Annotated in this window: 18 protein-coding genes; 10 read left to right on the forward strand and 8 right to left on the reverse strand. The window is 52.9% G+C overall.

Features of this window, described 5'->3' with window-relative positions; all coding sequences use genetic code 11:
• Position 1 precedes the first annotated feature (1 nt).
• Together NST23_RS13730 and NST23_RS13735 are read left to right on the forward strand one after the other, a co-directional pair.
• A complete protein-coding gene (locus NST23_RS13730; protein WP_274875298.1) occupies positions 2 to 1,258 on the forward strand; it encodes an MFS transporter in 1,257 nt (418 codons plus the stop codon).
• A 63-nt stretch (positions 1,259 to 1,321) separates the two neighbouring features.
• Positions 1,322 to 2,818 (forward strand): long-chain-fatty-acid--CoA ligase, encoded by a 1,497-nt coding sequence (locus tag NST23_RS13735; RefSeq protein WP_340963841.1) that lies wholly within the window; start codon positions 1,322 to 1,324, stop codon positions 2,816 to 2,818.
• Between the two features lie 61 nt (positions 2,819 to 2,879).
• Here NST23_RS13735 and NST23_RS13740 read toward each other — a convergent pair whose 3' ends face one another.
• The gene (locus NST23_RS13740; protein ID WP_340963843.1) at positions 2,880 to 5,012 is read right to left on the reverse strand and encodes a helix-turn-helix domain-containing protein; all 2,133 of its coding nucleotides are present in this window, start codon (positions 5,010 to 5,012) and stop codon (positions 2,880 to 2,882) included.
• 124 nt (positions 5,013 to 5,136) lie between these two features.
• Here NST23_RS13740 and NST23_RS13745 point away from each other — a divergent pair, with 124 nt between their 5' ends.
• Positions 5,137 to 6,588 carry an aldehyde dehydrogenase family protein gene (locus tag NST23_RS13745; RefSeq protein WP_122963307.1) on the forward strand — a complete coding sequence of 484 codons (1,452 nt, stop codon included), beginning with the start codon at positions 5,137 to 5,139 and terminating at the stop codon, positions 6,586 to 6,588.
• A gap of 26 nt (positions 6,589 to 6,614) precedes the next feature.
• Entirely contained in the window at positions 6,615 to 7,508 is an 894-nt protein-coding gene (locus NST23_RS13750; RefSeq protein WP_242771496.1) for an NAD(P)-dependent oxidoreductase, read from the forward strand.
• Between the two features lie 133 nt (positions 7,509 to 7,641).
• On the opposite strand, the gene NST23_RS13755 is transcribed toward NST23_RS13750, so the two are convergent.
• The gene (locus NST23_RS13755) at positions 7,642 to 7,959 is read right to left on the reverse strand and encodes a hypothetical protein (protein WP_242771494.1); all 318 of its coding nucleotides are present in this window, start codon (positions 7,957 to 7,959) and stop codon (positions 7,642 to 7,644) included.
• A gap of 374 nt (positions 7,960 to 8,333) precedes the next feature.
• Between NST23_RS13755 and NST23_RS13760 the strand changes: the two genes are divergently transcribed.
• Entirely contained in the window at positions 8,334 to 8,969 is a 636-nt protein-coding gene (locus tag NST23_RS13760; RefSeq protein ID WP_340963845.1) for a type 1 glutamine amidotransferase family protein, read from the forward strand.
• 204 nt (positions 8,970 to 9,173) lie between these two features.
• On the opposite strand, the gene NST23_RS13765 is transcribed toward NST23_RS13760, so the two are convergent.
• The 5 genes from NST23_RS13765 to NST23_RS13785 all read right to left on the reverse strand — a co-directional run bounded on the left by NST23_RS13765 (position 9,174) and on the right by NST23_RS13785 (position 12,249).
• Positions 9,174 to 9,473: a hypothetical protein gene (locus NST23_RS13765; RefSeq protein ID WP_122963303.1), complete on the reverse strand. Its 300-nt coding sequence runs from the start codon at positions 9,471 to 9,473 to the stop codon at positions 9,174 to 9,176.
• A complete protein-coding gene (locus NST23_RS13770; RefSeq protein ID WP_122963302.1) occupies positions 9,470 to 9,676 on the reverse strand; it encodes a helix-turn-helix transcriptional regulator in 207 nt (68 codons plus the stop codon). The genes NST23_RS13765 and NST23_RS13770 overlap by 4 nt, the downstream gene beginning before the upstream one ends.
• A gap of 129 nt (positions 9,677 to 9,805) precedes the next feature.
• Entirely contained in the window at positions 9,806 to 10,618 is an 813-nt protein-coding gene (locus NST23_RS13775) for a hypothetical protein (protein ID WP_340963846.1), read from the reverse strand.
• Positions 10,619 to 11,253: 635 nt separating this feature from the next.
• The gene (gene lepB, locus NST23_RS13780) at positions 11,254 to 11,505 is read right to left on the reverse strand and encodes a signal peptidase I (protein ID WP_229049911.1); all 252 of its coding nucleotides are present in this window, start codon (positions 11,503 to 11,505) and stop codon (positions 11,254 to 11,256) included.
• A gap of 360 nt (positions 11,506 to 11,865) precedes the next feature.
• Positions 11,866 to 12,249 carry a DUF6979 family protein gene (locus tag NST23_RS13785; RefSeq protein WP_208715194.1) on the reverse strand — a complete coding sequence of 128 codons (384 nt, stop codon included), beginning with the start codon at positions 12,247 to 12,249 and terminating at the stop codon, positions 11,866 to 11,868.
• A gap of 189 nt (positions 12,250 to 12,438) precedes the next feature.
• On the opposite strand from NST23_RS13785, the gene NST23_RS13790 reads away from it, so the two are divergent.
• The 3 genes from NST23_RS13790 (at position 12,439) to NST23_RS13800 (ending at position 14,614) form a co-directional block, all read left to right on the forward strand.
• Positions 12,439 to 12,747: a thioredoxin family protein gene (locus NST23_RS13790; protein ID WP_340963848.1), complete on the forward strand. Its 309-nt coding sequence runs from the start codon at positions 12,439 to 12,441 to the stop codon at positions 12,745 to 12,747.
• 64 nt (positions 12,748 to 12,811) lie between these two features.
• On the forward strand, positions 12,812 to 14,095 hold the full coding sequence (locus NST23_RS13795) for a LysM peptidoglycan-binding domain-containing protein (RefSeq protein ID WP_122963299.1): 1,284 nt from the start codon (positions 12,812 to 12,814) through the stop codon (positions 14,093 to 14,095).
• Positions 14,096 to 14,386: 291 nt separating this feature from the next.
• Positions 14,387 to 14,614 (forward strand): hypothetical protein, encoded by a 228-nt coding sequence (locus NST23_RS13800; protein ID WP_340963851.1) that lies wholly within the window; start codon positions 14,387 to 14,389, stop codon positions 14,612 to 14,614.
• Between the two features lie 15 nt (positions 14,615 to 14,629).
• Here the strand turns inward: NST23_RS13800 and NST23_RS13805 are convergent, their stop codons facing one another.
• Positions 14,630 to 15,016 carry a DUF2203 domain-containing protein gene (locus NST23_RS13805; protein WP_063231024.1) on the reverse strand — a complete coding sequence of 129 codons (387 nt, stop codon included), beginning with the start codon at positions 15,014 to 15,016 and terminating at the stop codon, positions 14,630 to 14,632.
• A 115-nt stretch (positions 15,017 to 15,131) separates the two neighbouring features.
• Between NST23_RS13805 and NST23_RS13810 the strand changes: the two genes are divergently transcribed.
• Both NST23_RS13810 and kapB read left to right on the forward strand, forming a co-directional pair.
• The gene (locus NST23_RS13810) at positions 15,132 to 16,343 is read left to right on the forward strand and encodes an alanyl-tRNA editing protein (protein ID WP_340963854.1); all 1,212 of its coding nucleotides are present in this window, start codon (positions 15,132 to 15,134) and stop codon (positions 16,341 to 16,343) included.
• A gap of 42 nt (positions 16,344 to 16,385) precedes the next feature.
• Positions 16,386 to 16,769 carry a sporulation phosphorelay system protein KapB gene (gene kapB, locus NST23_RS13815; RefSeq protein ID WP_063231022.1) on the forward strand — a complete coding sequence of 128 codons (384 nt, stop codon included), beginning with the start codon at positions 16,386 to 16,388 and terminating at the stop codon, positions 16,767 to 16,769.
• Positions 16,770 to 16,798: the final 29 nt, after the last annotated feature.

The raw sequence follows: 16,798 nt of genomic DNA on the forward strand, positions 1-16,798 counted from the left end.
GATGATGGCGAGAATCACCATGATCATGCTGTTCGTGCTATACATGATTAACTACGCCGATAAAACGATTGCGGGTTATTCGGCTGTTCCTATTATGGCGGAATTTTCTTTGTCCCAGAAAGAATGGGGACTTGTCGGTAGCAGTTTCTTCTGGTTTTTCTCGATCGCCGGTATTTTGGGAGCGGCGTTGTCCGACCGGATCGGGACGAAAAAGATGCTCGCCATCATGGCCTTGTCCTGGACGGTTATCCAGTTTGGCGCATACGCCATTGCCGGATTGCCGATGCTTGTGATCGCCAGGGTGTTGCTCGGAATTGGCGAAGGACCATTTTGGGCGACAGTCGTCAGCCACTTGAACAAATGGTTTCCCGAAGAAAAGCGCGGGCTTGTTTACTCCACGGTCAACTTCGGCGCGTTTGTAGGGGCAGTCGCTTCGGCACCGCTCATCGTTTCGCTCATTGACAGCAACGGATGGCGGTTTGCCTGGGCGTTCATGGGTGCGCTCAGCCTGATCTGGCTTTTGATCTGGCTGTGGGTCGGCAAAGACAGGCCGCAAGTCAGCATCGAGGCGGCGAAGACTGTGCAAGCACTGCCCAAGGCAAAATGGTCGGACTTATCCAAAGTTTTTCTGTCATCCACCTTTTTGTTCAGCTTTTTGATTTATTTCGCACAAATGTGGGGCACAACCTTTGCCGCTGTGTGGGAACCTGTCTACCTGGTGCAAGTGATTCACCTGACGAGTCAACAAATGGCTTACGCGATTGCTGGCATGGGACTTTTGGCCGGATTGATGACGATCTTGATCTCCTGGACAGGCGATCGTCTGTACAAAAAACATCGGAGTTATCGCAAATCGTACGTGCTGGTGGGAGGAGCGTCCATCATCCTGGGCGGAATTTGCTTCTACGCCGTGACGCTGGTACAGTCTTTGCCGCTCGTGCTGATTGCGCTTTGCTTGGGAAAAGGGTTTGCTTTTTCCGTAGGGACGGCTGCCTCTGTCATCGTCAGCAGCATGTTGCCGGAGCGCACAGGTTTGCTGGTGGGCACGCTCTCCAGCCTCGTTACGCTCGCCGGAATCATTTCTCCGCTCGTCACAGGCTCGATTGTGCAAGCAGCGCCCAATGTGGGCATCGGTTTTGGCCAGGCGATGATCGTAAATGCCTTGTTGTTTGTCGGTTGCGGCGTGCTGTTCCTGCTCTTTGCCAAACGGGAAGAAAACAAGACAGCGACAGCAGCGCAAATCCCCACGATTTCCTAAAAGAAAAGCTTTATCATGCTCGTCTCAGGTGTTAAAATTTTCTGAAAAGGGGGTAGATGAGCGATGTATCATTTGAACGAAAATTTGCTGCAAAGCGCGCAAAATTTCCCAGACCATCCGGCCTACATATTTTTGGGGGAGACGACTACCTTCCAGGAGCTGAACCGCCGGGTCGATGAGCTGGCGCAAGGCTTGTCCAAGCTCGGGATTGGCAAGGGAGACGCTGTAGCGCTGATCATGGACAATCGACCCGATTTTGTAAGCGCTTACTACGCGATTTTGCGCGTGGGTGCGGCCGTTGTCCCGATGAACCCGATCTACACGCCGCGAGAAATCAGCTTCATTCTCGCCAACAGCCAGACAAAAGCGGTCATTGCCCTCGCTGCGCTCGAACCTGTCCTGACACCCCTGAAGGAACAATTGGAGCATTTGACACATCTCATCTACAACGAAGCGACAGGCCACGAGCTGACATTGGCGCAGGTAGCACAAGCGGGAGACGGCAGCTTTGTGGAGCCGGAGCGAAACGAAGACGATTTGGCGGTCATTTTGTACACGTCCGGTACGACCGGGCAGCCAAAAGGGGCAATGCTGTCCCACCGCAACATGGCCTCCAACGCAGAGGCGATGGGAATTTTGTTCGAGCTGATCCCGGAAGATCGGGTAGTCGCGGTATTGCCGATGTTCCACGTCTTTTGCATGACGGTGTGCCTGAACGGTCCGATTCGCTACGGAGCGGCGATGATCATCATTCCGCGTTTCCACCCTGTCGAAGTGGTCAATACGATCCGCGAGCAACAGGCGACCTGCTTTGCCGGGGTGCCGACGATGTACAATTACATGCTGCAACTGCCGCATGCGACGAAGGAAGATTTCGCTTCGATCCGTCTCTGCTGCTCGGGTGGCGCATCGATGCCTGTCGAGCTGCTGCACAAATTCGAGGCCAAGTACGAAGTGAAGGTACTGGAAGGCTACGGGCTGTCCGAAGCGGCTCCGGCAACAGCCTTCAACCCGCTGCGCGGCACGAGAAAGCCCGGTTCGGTCGGGATAAACTTGCCGCATGTCTTGAACAAGGTCGTCGACCCGGAAGGCAACGAATTGCCGCGGGGCGAGGTAGGCGAGCTGGCTGTGCAAGGGCCGAATGTCATGCTCGGCTACCTGGGGCTGCCGGAAGATACGAAGGCTGCGCTCAAGGATGGCTGGCTGTACACAGGAGATATGGCGCGGATGGACGAGGAGGGGTATGTCTACATCGTCGACCGCAAAAAGGACATGATTCTCGTCGATGGCTACAACGTCTATCCGCGTGAAGTGGAGGAAGTGCTGTACCAGCACCCTGCCGTGATCGAGGCGGCGGTCATCGGAGTTCCCGACGAGGTGCACGGCGAAGCGGTCAAAGCTTTTGTCGCGCTAAAAGAAGTGGCGGTTTCGCAGGAAGACATCGTCGCCTTTTGCCAGGATAAGCTGGCGAAATACAAGGTGCCGCGCCAGGTGGAAATCGTGCCGGAGCTTCCGAAAAACACCACAGGCAAAATTTTGCGCCGTTCCTTGCGCAAGTAAAACGATACGAAAAAACCAGACCCACGTCGAAGTGAGTCTGGTTTTTCTTTGCGCGAAAAAGCTATTCGTAGCGGAGATGGCAGGCGAGCTGGACCTTGAGCAAGTCTTCGGGACGGTGCAGGTCGATTTCCAGCAGTTCCTCCACTTTTTTCAGCCGCTGGTAGAGCGTGTTGACGTGGATGTGCAGCTCGCGGGCGGTTTGCTGCGGCGACTGGCTGCATTTGATATACGTTACAAGCGTGTGCTCCCACTCCTGATATTTTTGTGGCTCAGCCCAAAAGGGAGCAAACACGTCGGCGACAAAAGCGTCAATGTCAGCCTGGCTTTGGTTGAGCATCAGGCGATTGACGCCCAGGTCGGTGTAATGGATGACACCGCTGCGATTTCGTGCCGACAAGTAGTGCGCCGCTTTTCTCGCTTCCTCATAGCTTTTGCCCAGATGCTCGACGCCTTCGATCATGCTGCCCACCCCAATCGACAAGGACGCTTCCTGGGCCCGCTCCCATTCCTCCACGGCTGTTTGCAGTTGCTCGCTCAATGCTTTTCGCTCCTCTGTTCCATTCATTTGCAGCAGGAGCGTGACGTGATTGTGAAAGCCGTAGGTCAGCACTTGCGCAGGGGCAAAATCGCGCTTCCAGCGGTTCACTAGCCGATGGATGTTGGCTTCGAGCAGAGCGAGATCGTGGCAGTGACTCAGATGAGCGTAGACCACGAGGTAGTGGGCGTGCGGCATCAGTCCGAGTGTGCGGGCGCGTTCCAACAGGTCGTTGCCCTTGCTGCCGATTACTTCCTGGAAAAGGTCGTGGGCACGCTTGTACAAGACAGAGCTGATCGACTGCTTTTTCACCAAATCGAGAGTGAGCACGGACCGCCCTTGCTCAATCGTCATTCTCGCCAGCTCCGACAAGCCTGTTTTGGCGGAAGGGATGATCAGGCAGCCGAGCAGCACGCTGCCGTTGATCAGCGGATACAGGTAACAGTATTCGCTGTCCGCACGCCCTGCGGAATACAAGTGGACAAAAAGCGGGTGGCGACGTCCAGCCAGCAAAGTGTGCAGCTCGTCGCGGTTGAAGTAGGGGAGCTGGGCAAAAGTTTCGTGGCCCTCTTCCAGCCAGTCTACGAACTGAATGGGCTTGGCGGTCATGCGCGACAGTGCCTTCACAATTGTGGCCGCGTCTTTGTTTTGCAGGGACATTTGCTTGATCGATTCGTGAATTTTGTTGCGCTTGATCAGATCATCATGCCGGGCTTGCAGTTGGGCGCTGAGCGTGGCCATGTTTTCATAAGCCTGCTTCGTCTCGGCGTACAGCTCGGCATTTTGCAGCGCGACAGAGGTTTGATCGGCGAAGCCTTGCAACAGGGCGAGGTCGTAGTCGGTAAACTCGTTGTCTTGGTGAAATTGGTGCAGGACGAGCACGCCAATTCGCTTTTCGGCAATCGAGATCGGCACACATAAAAGCCCGTTCAAATTTTGCAAGTCTTTCGCGTGGTTCAACGAGTGAAAATTGTCCGCGGAAATGTCTCTCATCGCTTGCGTCGTCTCGGGATGGGAGCGATACAGGCGGGGTTGTCCGTCCAAAAAGACTTTCCCGGCGATCGACTCGCCGATTTTCAGGCGAAAGTCTTTGAACAGCGTGTCGTGAAAGCCGACGGTCGCTTTCGGCACGAGGCGGTCGATGGCAGGATCGTACAAATGCAGCAGTCCGGCGTCAGCGGCAGGGATGACGGACAGGGCATTGCCGATGATGTCGCGGATGATCGCTTCGGTATCAAGCGTACCGGAAATCGAGCGGATGCCTGCCAAAAGTTTGCTCCATTCGGCGTTTTTGCTCGCAATCGCTTCTTCTGCGAGATGCAGTTTCAACCCGAGCCACAATAGCTCCCATTGATCTTCCGTCAACGTGGAGGCCGCTTCCGAGGGGGAGTCCAACCAGATGAGCGCTTGTCCTTCCTCAGCGAAAAAGAACCGCAGCAAATGTTTGTCCTCGATTTCTTCATATCGGTAGCGCTCTTGCTCATGAGCCGGGAGCGTGGCGGGAGCGGTCAGCAAGGTCCCGAAAGCGACGGCAGCTGACGGCGTCACTGTATACGCCAGCCGAAATTGGCGGTCGCGCGGGAGGCGAACCCAGATCGACATAGGTGCAATGGCAAGCCACGCACTCAACTTTTCGTTCAAGTAGGAAAGAGTATGCATGTAGGCACCTTCCGTGTAGAGAAATGTATATAAAATTCATTTTATTTGTGTGTGCCTCTACATTGTATAAACAATTTCGAATTTATACAATATGGTTATCGAAGACGGAAGGTGGGAGTCATACATGACGACAACGCACAAGAACTACATCAACGGTGAATGGGTGGATAGCCATACCGGACAAGTATTTCCTAGCACGAACCCTGCCAATACGAGCGAGGTGCTCGGCTATTTTCAAAAATCCGATGGACTGGATGCGCGGTCTGCCATCGAAGCGGCAGCACAAGCGTTTCCTGACTGGGCCAAAAAATCGGCTCCGGTGCGCGGAGAGTTTCTGTTTACGCTCATTCGACTGCTGGAAGAGCAGAGAGAAGAACTGGCTGCGATCATTACAAGCGAAGTAGGAAAAACACTGCGGGAAGCGCGGGGCGAGGTGCTCAAGACGATTGCCTCCATGAAGCAGTTGACAGGAGAAGCCACTCGTTTGACGGGGCAAACCGTCCCTTCGTTTGATGAGCGTGTGCTGGGCTACACGGTGCGCGAGCCGATTGGCGTCTTCGCGATTATCGCGCCGTGGAACTTCCCGCTCGGAATCGGCCTGTGGAAAATCGTTCCCGCTATTCTCGCGGGCAACACAGTCGTTTTCAAACCTGCCAGCAACACCTCCTTGATCAGCGTCAAGCTGACGGAACTTCTGATCGAAAGCGGCGTGCCAAAAGGCGTTGTCAATCTGGTGACTGGCCCTGGCTCGGTAATCGGGGACGAGCTGTCCAATCATCCGCTGATCAAAGGGATTTCGTTTACGGGATCGTCGGAGGTCGGTTTGGCGTTAGGAAAAGCGGTCGGTGCCCGCGGGGGCAAAATTCAGGCGGAAATGGGCGGGAAAAACCCGGCAATCATTTTGGCGGATGCAGATATTGACCTTGCCATCGATTGCATCGTGACCAGCGGCTTTTTTGACAACGGACAGCGGTGCACGGGAACAAGCCGCGTCCTGGTCGTACCGGAAGTGGCGGAGGAAGTGAAGCGCAAGCTGGTGGAGCGCGCACGCAGCCTGAAAGTTGGCAATGGCTTCGATCCGGAAAGCCATAACGGCCCGGTCGTGGACGAGCATCAGCTTAACCTGTATTTGCATTATGTTCAAAAAGGCATCGAGGAAGGCGGCGTGCTGGAATGCGGCGGCCAGCGGCTGACAGACGGAGATTTGGCGAACGGTTACTTCGTCGCTCCAACCGTCTTTACCGGAATCACGCAGGAGATGACGATTGCCAAAGAAGAGATTTTCGCGCCCGTGATCGCGGTCATTGACGTCGATTCGTTCGATCACGCCATGGAAATCGCAAACCAGGTGGAGTTCGGCTTATCTTCCACGATCTTTACCAACGATCTGCAAAAAGCGTTCCAGTTTGTAAAAGGAATCCAGTCAGGCGTGACGCACGTCAATATGCCGTCTACCCACTTTGAATCGCAATTCCCGTTTGGCGGCAAAAAAATCTCCGGCTTGGGGCCGAGAGAGCAGGGCGAATCCGCGCTCGATTTCTATGTCGAAACGAAGACGGTTTACATCCGGCCATAAGTTCTGGATAGATAGGGGGAAGAGAGATGGAAGCGACGATTGGAGTCATTGGCATCGGCGCAATGGGCAAAGGGATGATCGGCAGCCTGTTGCAAAAAGGCTATCAAGTGTACGCGTATGATCCAAGTCCGGCGGCAAAAGAGTGGGCTGCGGAAAAAGGGGCCGTTGTCGTAGACAGCGTGCAAGCGATAGGGAGCGTGGCAAAAGCTGTTTTCGCCTCGCTGCCTGGTCCCTCTGTCGTGGAGGAGGTCATGCTGGGACAGGCCGGACTTTTTGCCGAGCTTCGCCCAGGCAGCTTCGTCTTTGACACGAGCACGATCGATCCGGCGACGGCCAAACGGTTGAATCAGGCCGGGCTTGAGCGGGGCATTTCCTACTTTGATTGCCCGGTTAGCGGCGGGCCAGCAGGCTCGGCAGCAGGGACCTTGACGATCATGGTCGGGGGAGATGAAAGCAAGCTGCCTGAGATCATGCCGTACTTGCAAGGAATCGGCAAAGAAATTTTTTACCTCGGAGAGTCCGGTTCCGGTCAGGTAGCCAAGCTGTGTCACAACTCTGTCGTCGCTGTCATCACGGCCGCTCTTGGCGAAGCATTCAGCGTAGGGGCAAAAGCAGGAGTGGACCCGCACAAGCTTGCCGCCGTCATCGAGAAAGGCTCCGCCCACAATCGCGTGCTGTCTGTGTTTGGCCCGAATATTTTGTATGGCACGTACGAAAATGCGATCTTTTCGCTCGATCATATGCACAAAGACTTGCAACTGTACGCGGCTGCGGCTCGCGAGCAACACGTTCCCGTCCTCGTCGGCGGCACCGTGGCGCAAATGTATGAAGCAGCCAAGGCGCAAGGAAAAGGCAGCTGGGATTCTTCCGCTGTGTGCACGGTGACGGAAGAGCTGGCTGGTACGACGATCGCCAGATAAAGGTTTTGGCAAAAGCCGATGTTCCCGTTGGAGGGGCGTCGGCTTTTTTGCTGGAATGGCACCAGATGAAAGCAGTACGCCTATTCAGATAAGAAAATACCCCCGGGTGATCCCGAGGGGCGTTGAAGGCAAGTTAGTTAATCCGCAGCTCATCCCATGTCAAAGAAACAGGATAGGAGCCGTTTGGATAGTTGGGAGCTTTTTGCCACATGTAGAAGACTACGGTTCGATTTTGGTTGTCGATCCCAATGTCGAGCGTATACCGATAACCTGGAACTTCCCAGCGTTTGACTTCCTGGTTGTTGGAATCAAAGGCGACGACAACCAGTACAAGGTCATTCGTCGAAGGTGTATACGACCAGTACGTATACTCACCGCATTTGACGATGACTGGAGATTGGCTAATCGAAAGTCCAGCAGGTTCCAAAATTTGAGCAGGTCTCATAATCACTTGATAGCTATTCCCGACTTATCCCCTTCTGTGGGTGAGGGTGTTCGTTCGAGCCTACACCGTGCGGGCGACTTTCATCGCACACGGCGTTCCATCAACAGTAAAAGAGAGAAAATGTACAACGGGCTATTCGATTGTACCAATTTTTATGTTTTTGGAGGCCTAACTAAAGTTATAGATTGACGGGATTTCCTCCTCTTTTTTGCATTTCTCCGATTGATATGGATATGGCCGACAAGCTCAATAAAAAAATGGGGGCAGACGTGAGAGATCATTGACATGCTGCTGTCAACATTAAACGTTTACAATTCGGTATAGACAAGGATTCGACGCCCTTATCAGTGGAGAAATCAGAGAAACCCCGGGAGGATCACATGAAATACGCTTACGTTTATGTGCTAGACACGATGGCAGATTGGGAGCTTGGTTTGGTAATTGCCGAGTTGAACTCGGGTCAATATTTTAAAAACAGGGGGAGCCGTCTTCCTGTCAAAACGGTCGGGGCTTCCAAACGTCCGATCACGACAAAGGGCGGCGTGACGGTTGTACCGGATGTGACGATCGATGAGATCACGCTTGAAACTGCCGCGATCTTGCTCTTGCCGGGAGCAGAAAGTTGGAATGATCCCGAGCATGCTCCAATCGTCGAGACAGCAAAACAACTGCTGCATGCAGGCGGCAATGTGGCAGCGATATGTGGAGCGACGGCCGCCCTTGCCAATGCCGGTTTATTGGATAAGCGTAAGCATACGAGCAACAGCTTGGATTATTTGACGATGTTTTGTCCGACATACAAAGGCGCTGCCTTTTATCAGGACGAGCAGATCGTCGTAGACGGCAATCTGATCACGACCAGCGCTGTTGGCAGCCTGCTATTGGCGCGGGAAGTGATTGCGCTGCTCGATCTGTTTAAAAAGGACACGTTGGAGGCGTGGTATCGCTACTTCCAGACTGGCGATGGCCGCTATTTTTATACGATGATGGAGACGATGCAGGAGCAGGAGGGATAGATTAAGCAAAAATGGAAGCAGCCATGAGCGTGGTTCCCTTTTTCGGGGGAAAAGTGCTGATTACAGGCGCTAACCCCCGCTTTTATGAAAAAAGTCGAGACGTTCTCTGCCTTGTATTTGGGGCGCTTTTCAGAACAAAACCCGTCCCTCTTGTTCAAGCGGCGGGTTTTGTCGCGGATAGGCAATGCCCAAGTGTTCGCCTGTTCAATATTTCGTCTGGTAATAAAAGATGAAGCAGCACCAGCTGCCTAACTGCACCAGTATGATCATCGCGAGGACAAAAGCAAGCGAGACGCCCGGATTCAGAATGGCAACGGCAAACAGAACGTAGACGGCTGCCAGCGTGATGATCCACGAGGACGATTTTGCCTTCGTGCGGATCAGGTGGTGGCGTTCGTCCAATCCACGCCTTTTCCCGGCCAGTTTGTTGCCCCAATAAAGACCGGATAAGCCGATGATCAGCCCGCCAAGCAAACCGAACAAACCGAAATAGGTATCGATCATATATTCTCATCTCCTTCAAAAATAAACAGCTCTTCAATGATGCAGCCGAATACTTGTGCCAGCTTATGCGCGAGGATCAAGGAAGCGTTGTATTTTCCATTTTCCAAAGAAATGATCGTTTGTCGTGAAACACCCACCTTTTCCGATAACGCATCTTGTGACCAGCCTTGCTCCAGACGTCTTTCACGAACGCGATTTTTCATCATACACCACCTGTAAAGCTAACTTTACGTAAAGTGTACTTTACAGGTGGTGGTGTGTCAAGTTAGCTTTACATGGAGTGGGAGCGGCTTTGCACCCAAACGTCAGCTTGCTTGACTGCTCGATGCTTTTTAGCAAAAAAATGACCTGCGCCATGAGCAAGGCAGGTCATTTCTTGCGCGTATGATCGATGTCAAGGCGATGATATACCCAATCATTGGCGAGACGCCGTATCCGATGATCGGTACAGGAAAATTGCCGAAAAGCGCTGTCAGGAAAAGCACAGCAAAATGCACGCCGAGCGCGATGGAAACGATTTTGGCATGCGCAGAATGCAGCAACAGAAAAGGGGCAATCAGTGCGAAATTGGAAAGGACTTCGACAAGCAGCCAAACCATTCCCATGTCAACAACCAGGTACAAAATTTTTTCGACATAGGGAACAGGCAATAGGTGATCGAGATTGATCCACGATATAACTGCGAAAATAAAGAGCAGGCCCACAGAGACAAAACGAAGGATGCTTCGATCTGCTCGACTCCATAAAAGAATAGCCATGGAGACAGTGAAGGCAGTAAGTTGCGAGGCATCTGGTTGCAAAAACAACAGCAAGGACGTTGCTGCCGTCAGCAGAAAGGAAAACCACCAGTTTTCGGCTTTCAATAGTCGCCATAATTGCATAATGAAAAAGGGGATGACGATGCTGGCCACATGAAAACGCAAAGGGCCGAGCGCAATCCAGCGGTGCACATTGTCGATGCCGCTGTCCCAGAAGGTTAGCAGCAGGAAAAGAAAGAGCACTGCGGTCGTGAGGATAATGTTCCGCGATCGATTTGCATGAGGGTGTCTGTTTCTGGCAAGGATGAGTGCGGATACGCTCCCGCCAATGATGAATACGACTATATTTTGCAGCCATATCGAGGGCGGGACTTCATGCACGCTCATCGCCAAAGCACCAACGAAGGTGGCGGGTAGTAAAACGAGCAATGGCAGGAAAAATAGCAGTCTGAATTTCAGTAGGCTCTCTCCCTTTTGTCAATTCTGCGATGAAAATTTGAAAAGCGAATGTATGCTTACTTGTAGCACAATACCATCATCTGGATATCGCGCGGTAGAGGAATCGGGGGAAGGGAGAGAAGGCATACAGTAAAGTTTTTGTTTACATAATATTCATTATGTCAAAATGATTTTGCCAGGAAGAGACGCCGATTCAGACACATATTACACATTTTTCCATATAGCGGGTAAATAATCGCAATCGCATGTCAAATCTCCCAAAAGAAAGGGTGCTTTTTCAGCACCCGGGTGGCATTTCTATCGAAGCAGCGGCAAATATCCAGTTCCCTGGTAAGCGAGAGCACTGCCGCAAATCGACATGATCATCACAGCGGTAAAAATCATCGCAACAACCTTTTTCACAAAGATCACCTCCTTTTGACAGGAATAGAAGAGTGAAACAAGCACTCTACTAAAAAGTCGTAAAAGAGAGGGAAAAAGTCACCAATTTATGTAAAAAAATTATGTTAATTCCATTTATTTTTTCAAAGAGGCATATAAGCCCAATGAACCAATGCCTGAAATCAGCGCTTTTCTGCGAGTTTTTTGGCTGCTTTCCCGATCACTTGTGCAATGGGTACAGGTCCAACAGAGCGGCTGTCATAGCTGTTCAAGCGATTATCTCCCATCACAAAGGCGGCATCGTTTGGAATCGTGATCGGGCCAAAATCATCTGTAAACGGGATGTTGTCTTCGTGGACAGTCTTTTTGCCCGATGACAAATACGGCTCATCAACCAGCAGGAAAAGCGATAAGAAAAGAGTGATGCTTTTCATGAGAGCCACCTTATGTTTTTCCTCCATCATACTTATAGATGAGATGCCCCAAAAGTACCTTACCCCAGGTTTTGGGCAAGAACGGCGATGGACAGAATCATGCTGATTACGCAACTTTGCTCCGGATAGGAAGTCTAATAGAGGAAAGAGGAGGGAAATCATGGAAGCAGTGAGCTTGAACCAAGTGGAACTCATCTCGGCAATCGGTGACGTTTCTTTTCCGATCGTTATTACCCTAATCGCGATCCCGATTATCGTGAGCAAATTGCGGAACAGATAAATGGCACCTGACGGGGTGCTTTTTCTTTTGCAAGGAGAGGGGGATTCTCTTGATCATAGGAAGAAGAGGCGCGCGTTTTTCTAGCGATCGATATAGCCATGATTCCACAGCGAGAGGACAACATCCATCTGATTGTTGTGGCTTTTCGGAATGTGAAGCGCTTTCCACAACTGGGTTGGTTTTGGTGAAAGAGAAGGGTTTTTCTTTAGCCATTCAACTGCTTGAAGGGCGTAAGCTTTGTTGTCCACTGAGGTTGTGTAACTTCCAGGCTCAATGCCACGAACGAATCCCTCTTCACAAAGTCCGAAAAATGCACTTTTCGGGCAACCCTTTTTCTGACTAGCTGTACCTGCTCCAAACATATGGATAGACGCTCTCTCCCAAGCTTCCAGTGGACTACTGGCTTCTTGGGATTCAACCAGCTTCATGGTCATAAGTGCTGTATCTCCGTATTTTCCCATCATAAAAAACCTCCCGTCTTTACTAACAGCTAGGATGAGCTGCTTCATTACGGACATTGTAAGCAAGAAACGAACCACGATCAATCCTTCTCGCAGAATAATAGATATGAGCTTTCCTCCCCCCATCCATTGACAAAAAAGCCGCGACCTGCCTAGCATAAAGAATCCGAGAAAAAAGGAGACTCCCGCACCATGCAAGACATAGACACAAGCACGCTCGCCCGTTTGTGCCAGGAAAAAGCGGTCTTGGCGCTGTTTGTTTACACACCGATGTGCGGCACTTGCAAGCTGGCGGAGCGGATGCTTTCCGTCATCAGCGCAGCGCGGCCCGAGCTTCCGTTGTACCAGCTCAATATTAATCTGGCTCCGGCATTGGCGGAGCAGTTGCAAATTACCAGCGTTCCCGCATTGTTTGTGTTTCGCGGCGGGGCGGTCGAAAGCAGGCATTATGCCTTGCACTCTGTCGGCTATTTGTACGATGTGCTGAAAACACTCGTCTAGACAAACACCTATCCCCTTCGCCTTGAATAAAAGAAAGAGAGACATTTTGCGAAGGGGGAGGCTCATGCAAATCCATGTAGTGGAAGAAGGACAGACACTGACCGGGATTGCCTCGACGTACGGGACGACTGCCGAGGCGATTGCGAAAGCAAATGAGCTGCCCGATCCAGGCAAGCTTGTCGTGGGACAGGCGATGGTGATTCCGATTGTTGGCAGTTACTACTGGGTCAGGCAGGGAGACACCTTGTACACGATCGGGCAGCGTTATCAGATCAGTGCCGCCGAGCTGGCCCGCGTTAACGGGATATCGCAATACCGCCCGCTGCAAATCGGGCAACGCCTGTACATTCCACCCCGCCCGCGCCGAGCGGCCGATTTCAATGCGTATGTGGAGCCGCGCCAGACAGTGCCGCCCGCATTGGAAGCCGATGTGCGCACCGCTGCACCGCATTTGACCTATTTGGCGCCGTTCAGCTTCCGGATCAAACGGGATGGCACGTTGGCCCGTCCGACGTTGAACGACTTCCCGGCTATTGCCAAAGAAAACCAGGTCGTCTTGATGCTCGTCGTCACGAACCTGGAGGGCGGGCAGTTCAGCACGGAACTGGGCAGTCTTGTTTTGAACAACCAGGAGCTGCAAAACAAGCTGCTGGACAACATTTTTGCCACAGCGCGCGAGCTGGGCATGGGAGACATCCACTTTGACATGGAGGCGCTTCCTGCCCAGGATCGGGAGGCGTACATCCGGTTTTTGCGCCGCGCACGCGATCGCGCACATGCTCAGGGGATGATGGTTTCCGTCGCTTTGGCGCCAAAGACGAGTGCAGAGCAGCAGGGCAGATGGTATAGTGCGCACGACTATCGGGCGATTGGGGAAATTGCCGATTTCGTCGTGATCATGACGTACGAATGGGGCTACAGCGGCGGACCGCCGATGGCCGTGTCTCCGATTGGCCCGGTGCGGCGCGTTCTCCAGTACGCCATAACGGAAATGCCGGCGGAGAAGATTTTAATGGGACAAAATTTGTACGGCTACGACTGGACGCTGCCTTTCCAGCAAGGGACGACGGCAAAAGCGTTAAGTCCGCAGGCTGCCATCGCGCTGGCGGCGCAGCAAAACGCCGTCATTCGCTACGACTACCGCGCGCAAGCCCCGTTTTTCACTTATATGGATGAAGAAGGCAGGCAGCATGAGGTTTGGTTCGAGGATGCCCGATCTATCCAGGCCAAATTTGACCTCGTCAAACAACTGGGGCTGCGCGGAGTCAGCTACTGGAAGCTCGGTTTGCCGTTTCCGCAGAACTGGCTCCTGATCGAAAGCAACTTCCGTGTCCGCAAGCGGGCGTAGGTGAAAGCGGCTGTCCCAAAAGCGCAGACTAGCTAACGTCAAACAAACAATCGGAACCGTGGATGTATCCACGTTTTTGAAAGACAAAAAGGGCGTCTCTCAGTCGGAAATCGGCTTTTGGGACAGCCCCTTTTTATTGACAAAACGAGATGCAGGGCAGCCGGGGGCAGACGCGCTCAGACGCAGCGGCACAGGACATGCGCCAGCTGGCACTTGTGGCGGCGCGGATACGTTTTCGAAAGGGGATGATCGTGGTATGATGGGAGTAAATACCGGAAAAGGAGAGAAACCATGGGAGAATGCAAACTGGATCACAGCAAAGAGGATGTGCAAAAAAAGCTCGCCGAGCAAGCCTCCTATTTGTCGGAACAGCGGGTCGGACAATTTCAGAGCATGCTTGCAGGCGAGCTTGACCAGGAGCGTTTGAACGAGCTGTTTCACCTGTTGAAAAAATACGACTTGGCAAGCCCCGAGGAACGGCTCGTCCGCGAACAGCAGATGGATCGGCTGTTTGGCTAAAGGAAAAGGCGGCCGTTACACGATCGGCTTGCGGCCCATGAAGCCATCGTGCAAGCCGTGATAGTGCGTGATCGATTCCTCGCCTTCGCGCCAGCACAGCAGCACTTCCTCTCCGTCGATCATCGCTGGAAAGTCAAACAGACCGATATCGATGTCTTTGACCTGGATTCCTTTGGAGATTAATTGGGTGACGTGCATTTTCGCTTCCAATTCGAGAAACTCAAGCTGGCATTCCAGGGAAAAGATCGCCCCTTCATCGAGGGGCTGCTGTTTTTTGAGCTGCTCGCGTTTTTGATACAGTTCATAGAAAGAGCGCTTCGATTTTTGCAAAAAGGATAGCTCTTCGCGTACATATGGCAACAATTCGTTTGCTTCTGCAAGCGTAAACATTTTTTTGTTCAAGGATAACCCCTCCTCGATCTGTATGGTACCAGTATACTAAGAACCCCTGGCGGGAGAAAACGGCCGGAATGCGAAAAAAGCAGTTGTCTTTTCCTTCCGGCGGCAAGGAGCAAACATGGAAGACAGACTTTATTACCAGGATGCGTATACGAGAACGTTTGCGGCACACGTACAAAAGCGCGGCCAGGAAGCAGATGGCACGCCATATGTCGTGTTGAGCCAGACGGCTTTTTACCCGACGGGAGGCGGACAGCCCTCCGATCTCGGCAGCTTGAACGAATGCCGGGTCGTGGATGTGGAGGAAGTAGACGGCGAAGTGCGCCATCGGCTGGAAGCGCCCCTTCCGGAAGAGTGCACGGAAGTAACGGGACAAATCGACTGGGATCGCCGCTTTGATCACATGCAGCAGCATGCCGGGCAGCACATTTTGTCCGCTGCGTTTCTGGAAGTCGCCCAGGCGGAGACGGTTGCGTTTCACTTGGGAAAAGAGCGCGTGACCATCGACGTGCGACTGGATGAGCTGACGGCTGATGTATGGGAAGCTGTCGAGCAGCGAGCCAATCAGGTTGTGCTGGAAAATCATCCGATCATCGCCCGTTTTGTGGACGACGAGGAGCTTGCCAGCTTGCCGTTGAAAAAGCAGCCGACCGTGACAGAAAACGTCCGGGTCGTCATCATCCCCGAATACGATTACAATCCATGCGGGGGAACCCATCCAGCGCGCACGGGTGAGGTGGGCGCCATCAAAATTCTCGGCTGGGAGCGCCATCGCGGGAACATCCGCCTGGAATTTATTTGCGGTTTGCGCGCTTTGCGGGATTACACGCGCAAGCAGGCGACTGTCCGCGAACTGGCCAAGCTGCTCGTCACGAGCGAGGCCGAGCTGATCGTCCAGGCGGAGCGTGTTTTGTCCGAGCGCGATTCGCTAAAAGCCAAGCTCGCCGAAGTGGAAAAACAATTGCTTGAGGTCGAGGTGCGAAAACAGCTCGCCACGGCTGAGCGGGAGGGTGGCGCGCGCGTGATCGCCCGTGTGTTCCCGGACAAATCAATCCAGCAATTGCAGCAGTTTGCCCAGTTGATGGTCGCGGAAGCTCCAGATGCCGTCTGCCTGCTCGCGGCTGCAACAGACGACAAAACCCAGCTTGTGTTTGCACGCGGGCAAGAAGTCAATGTCGCCGTGAATCAGCTGATCAAAGACACCTTGCCATTGATTGCCGGAAAAGGCGGCGGCAACCCGGCGATGGCCCAAGGCGGCGGACAGTCCGAGCCGCATGCTGACGAAGTAATTGCCCACGCGCGCAAGCTGCTTGCCCAGCTGCTGGCTTAATACGACGCGCAACCATAACGACAATGCAAGGAGGAGTCTATCATGTTCTGGAATCCCGGAGACAAAGTCCGCGTCAAACAGCGGACAGGAGAATACATCGCCGAAGTGCTGGAAATTCACGATACAAAACTTTTGGTCAAAGTGCTGGCGGTGACGAAGTACCCGCAACAGGGCGATCTGCACACTTCCTATGAAGTAGACGTGCCGCTGTTCCACCAGCGTCCAGCGCTTTCTTATCTGGAAAAATTCATGGCCCCGGTGTCGGCAGTGATGCGTTACAACGGCGAGGTGCCCGAGTACAAAGAATCTGTGCGCATCGCCATGGAGAGCGAGATGGACAAGCTGAGAAAAATGGCGGCTTGGGCACAGCGCTGCCTGACGGAACTGGAAGCAATGCACAAGGAAACCTTTACAAACCCGAAATAGAGTGGTACTGTAATACTCGAACGTAAGAC

Source organism: Brevibacillus sp. FSL K6-0770 (genome assembly GCF_038000275.1).
GTDB lineage: Bacteria > Bacillota > Bacilli > Brevibacillales > Brevibacillaceae > Brevibacillus > Brevibacillus parabrevis.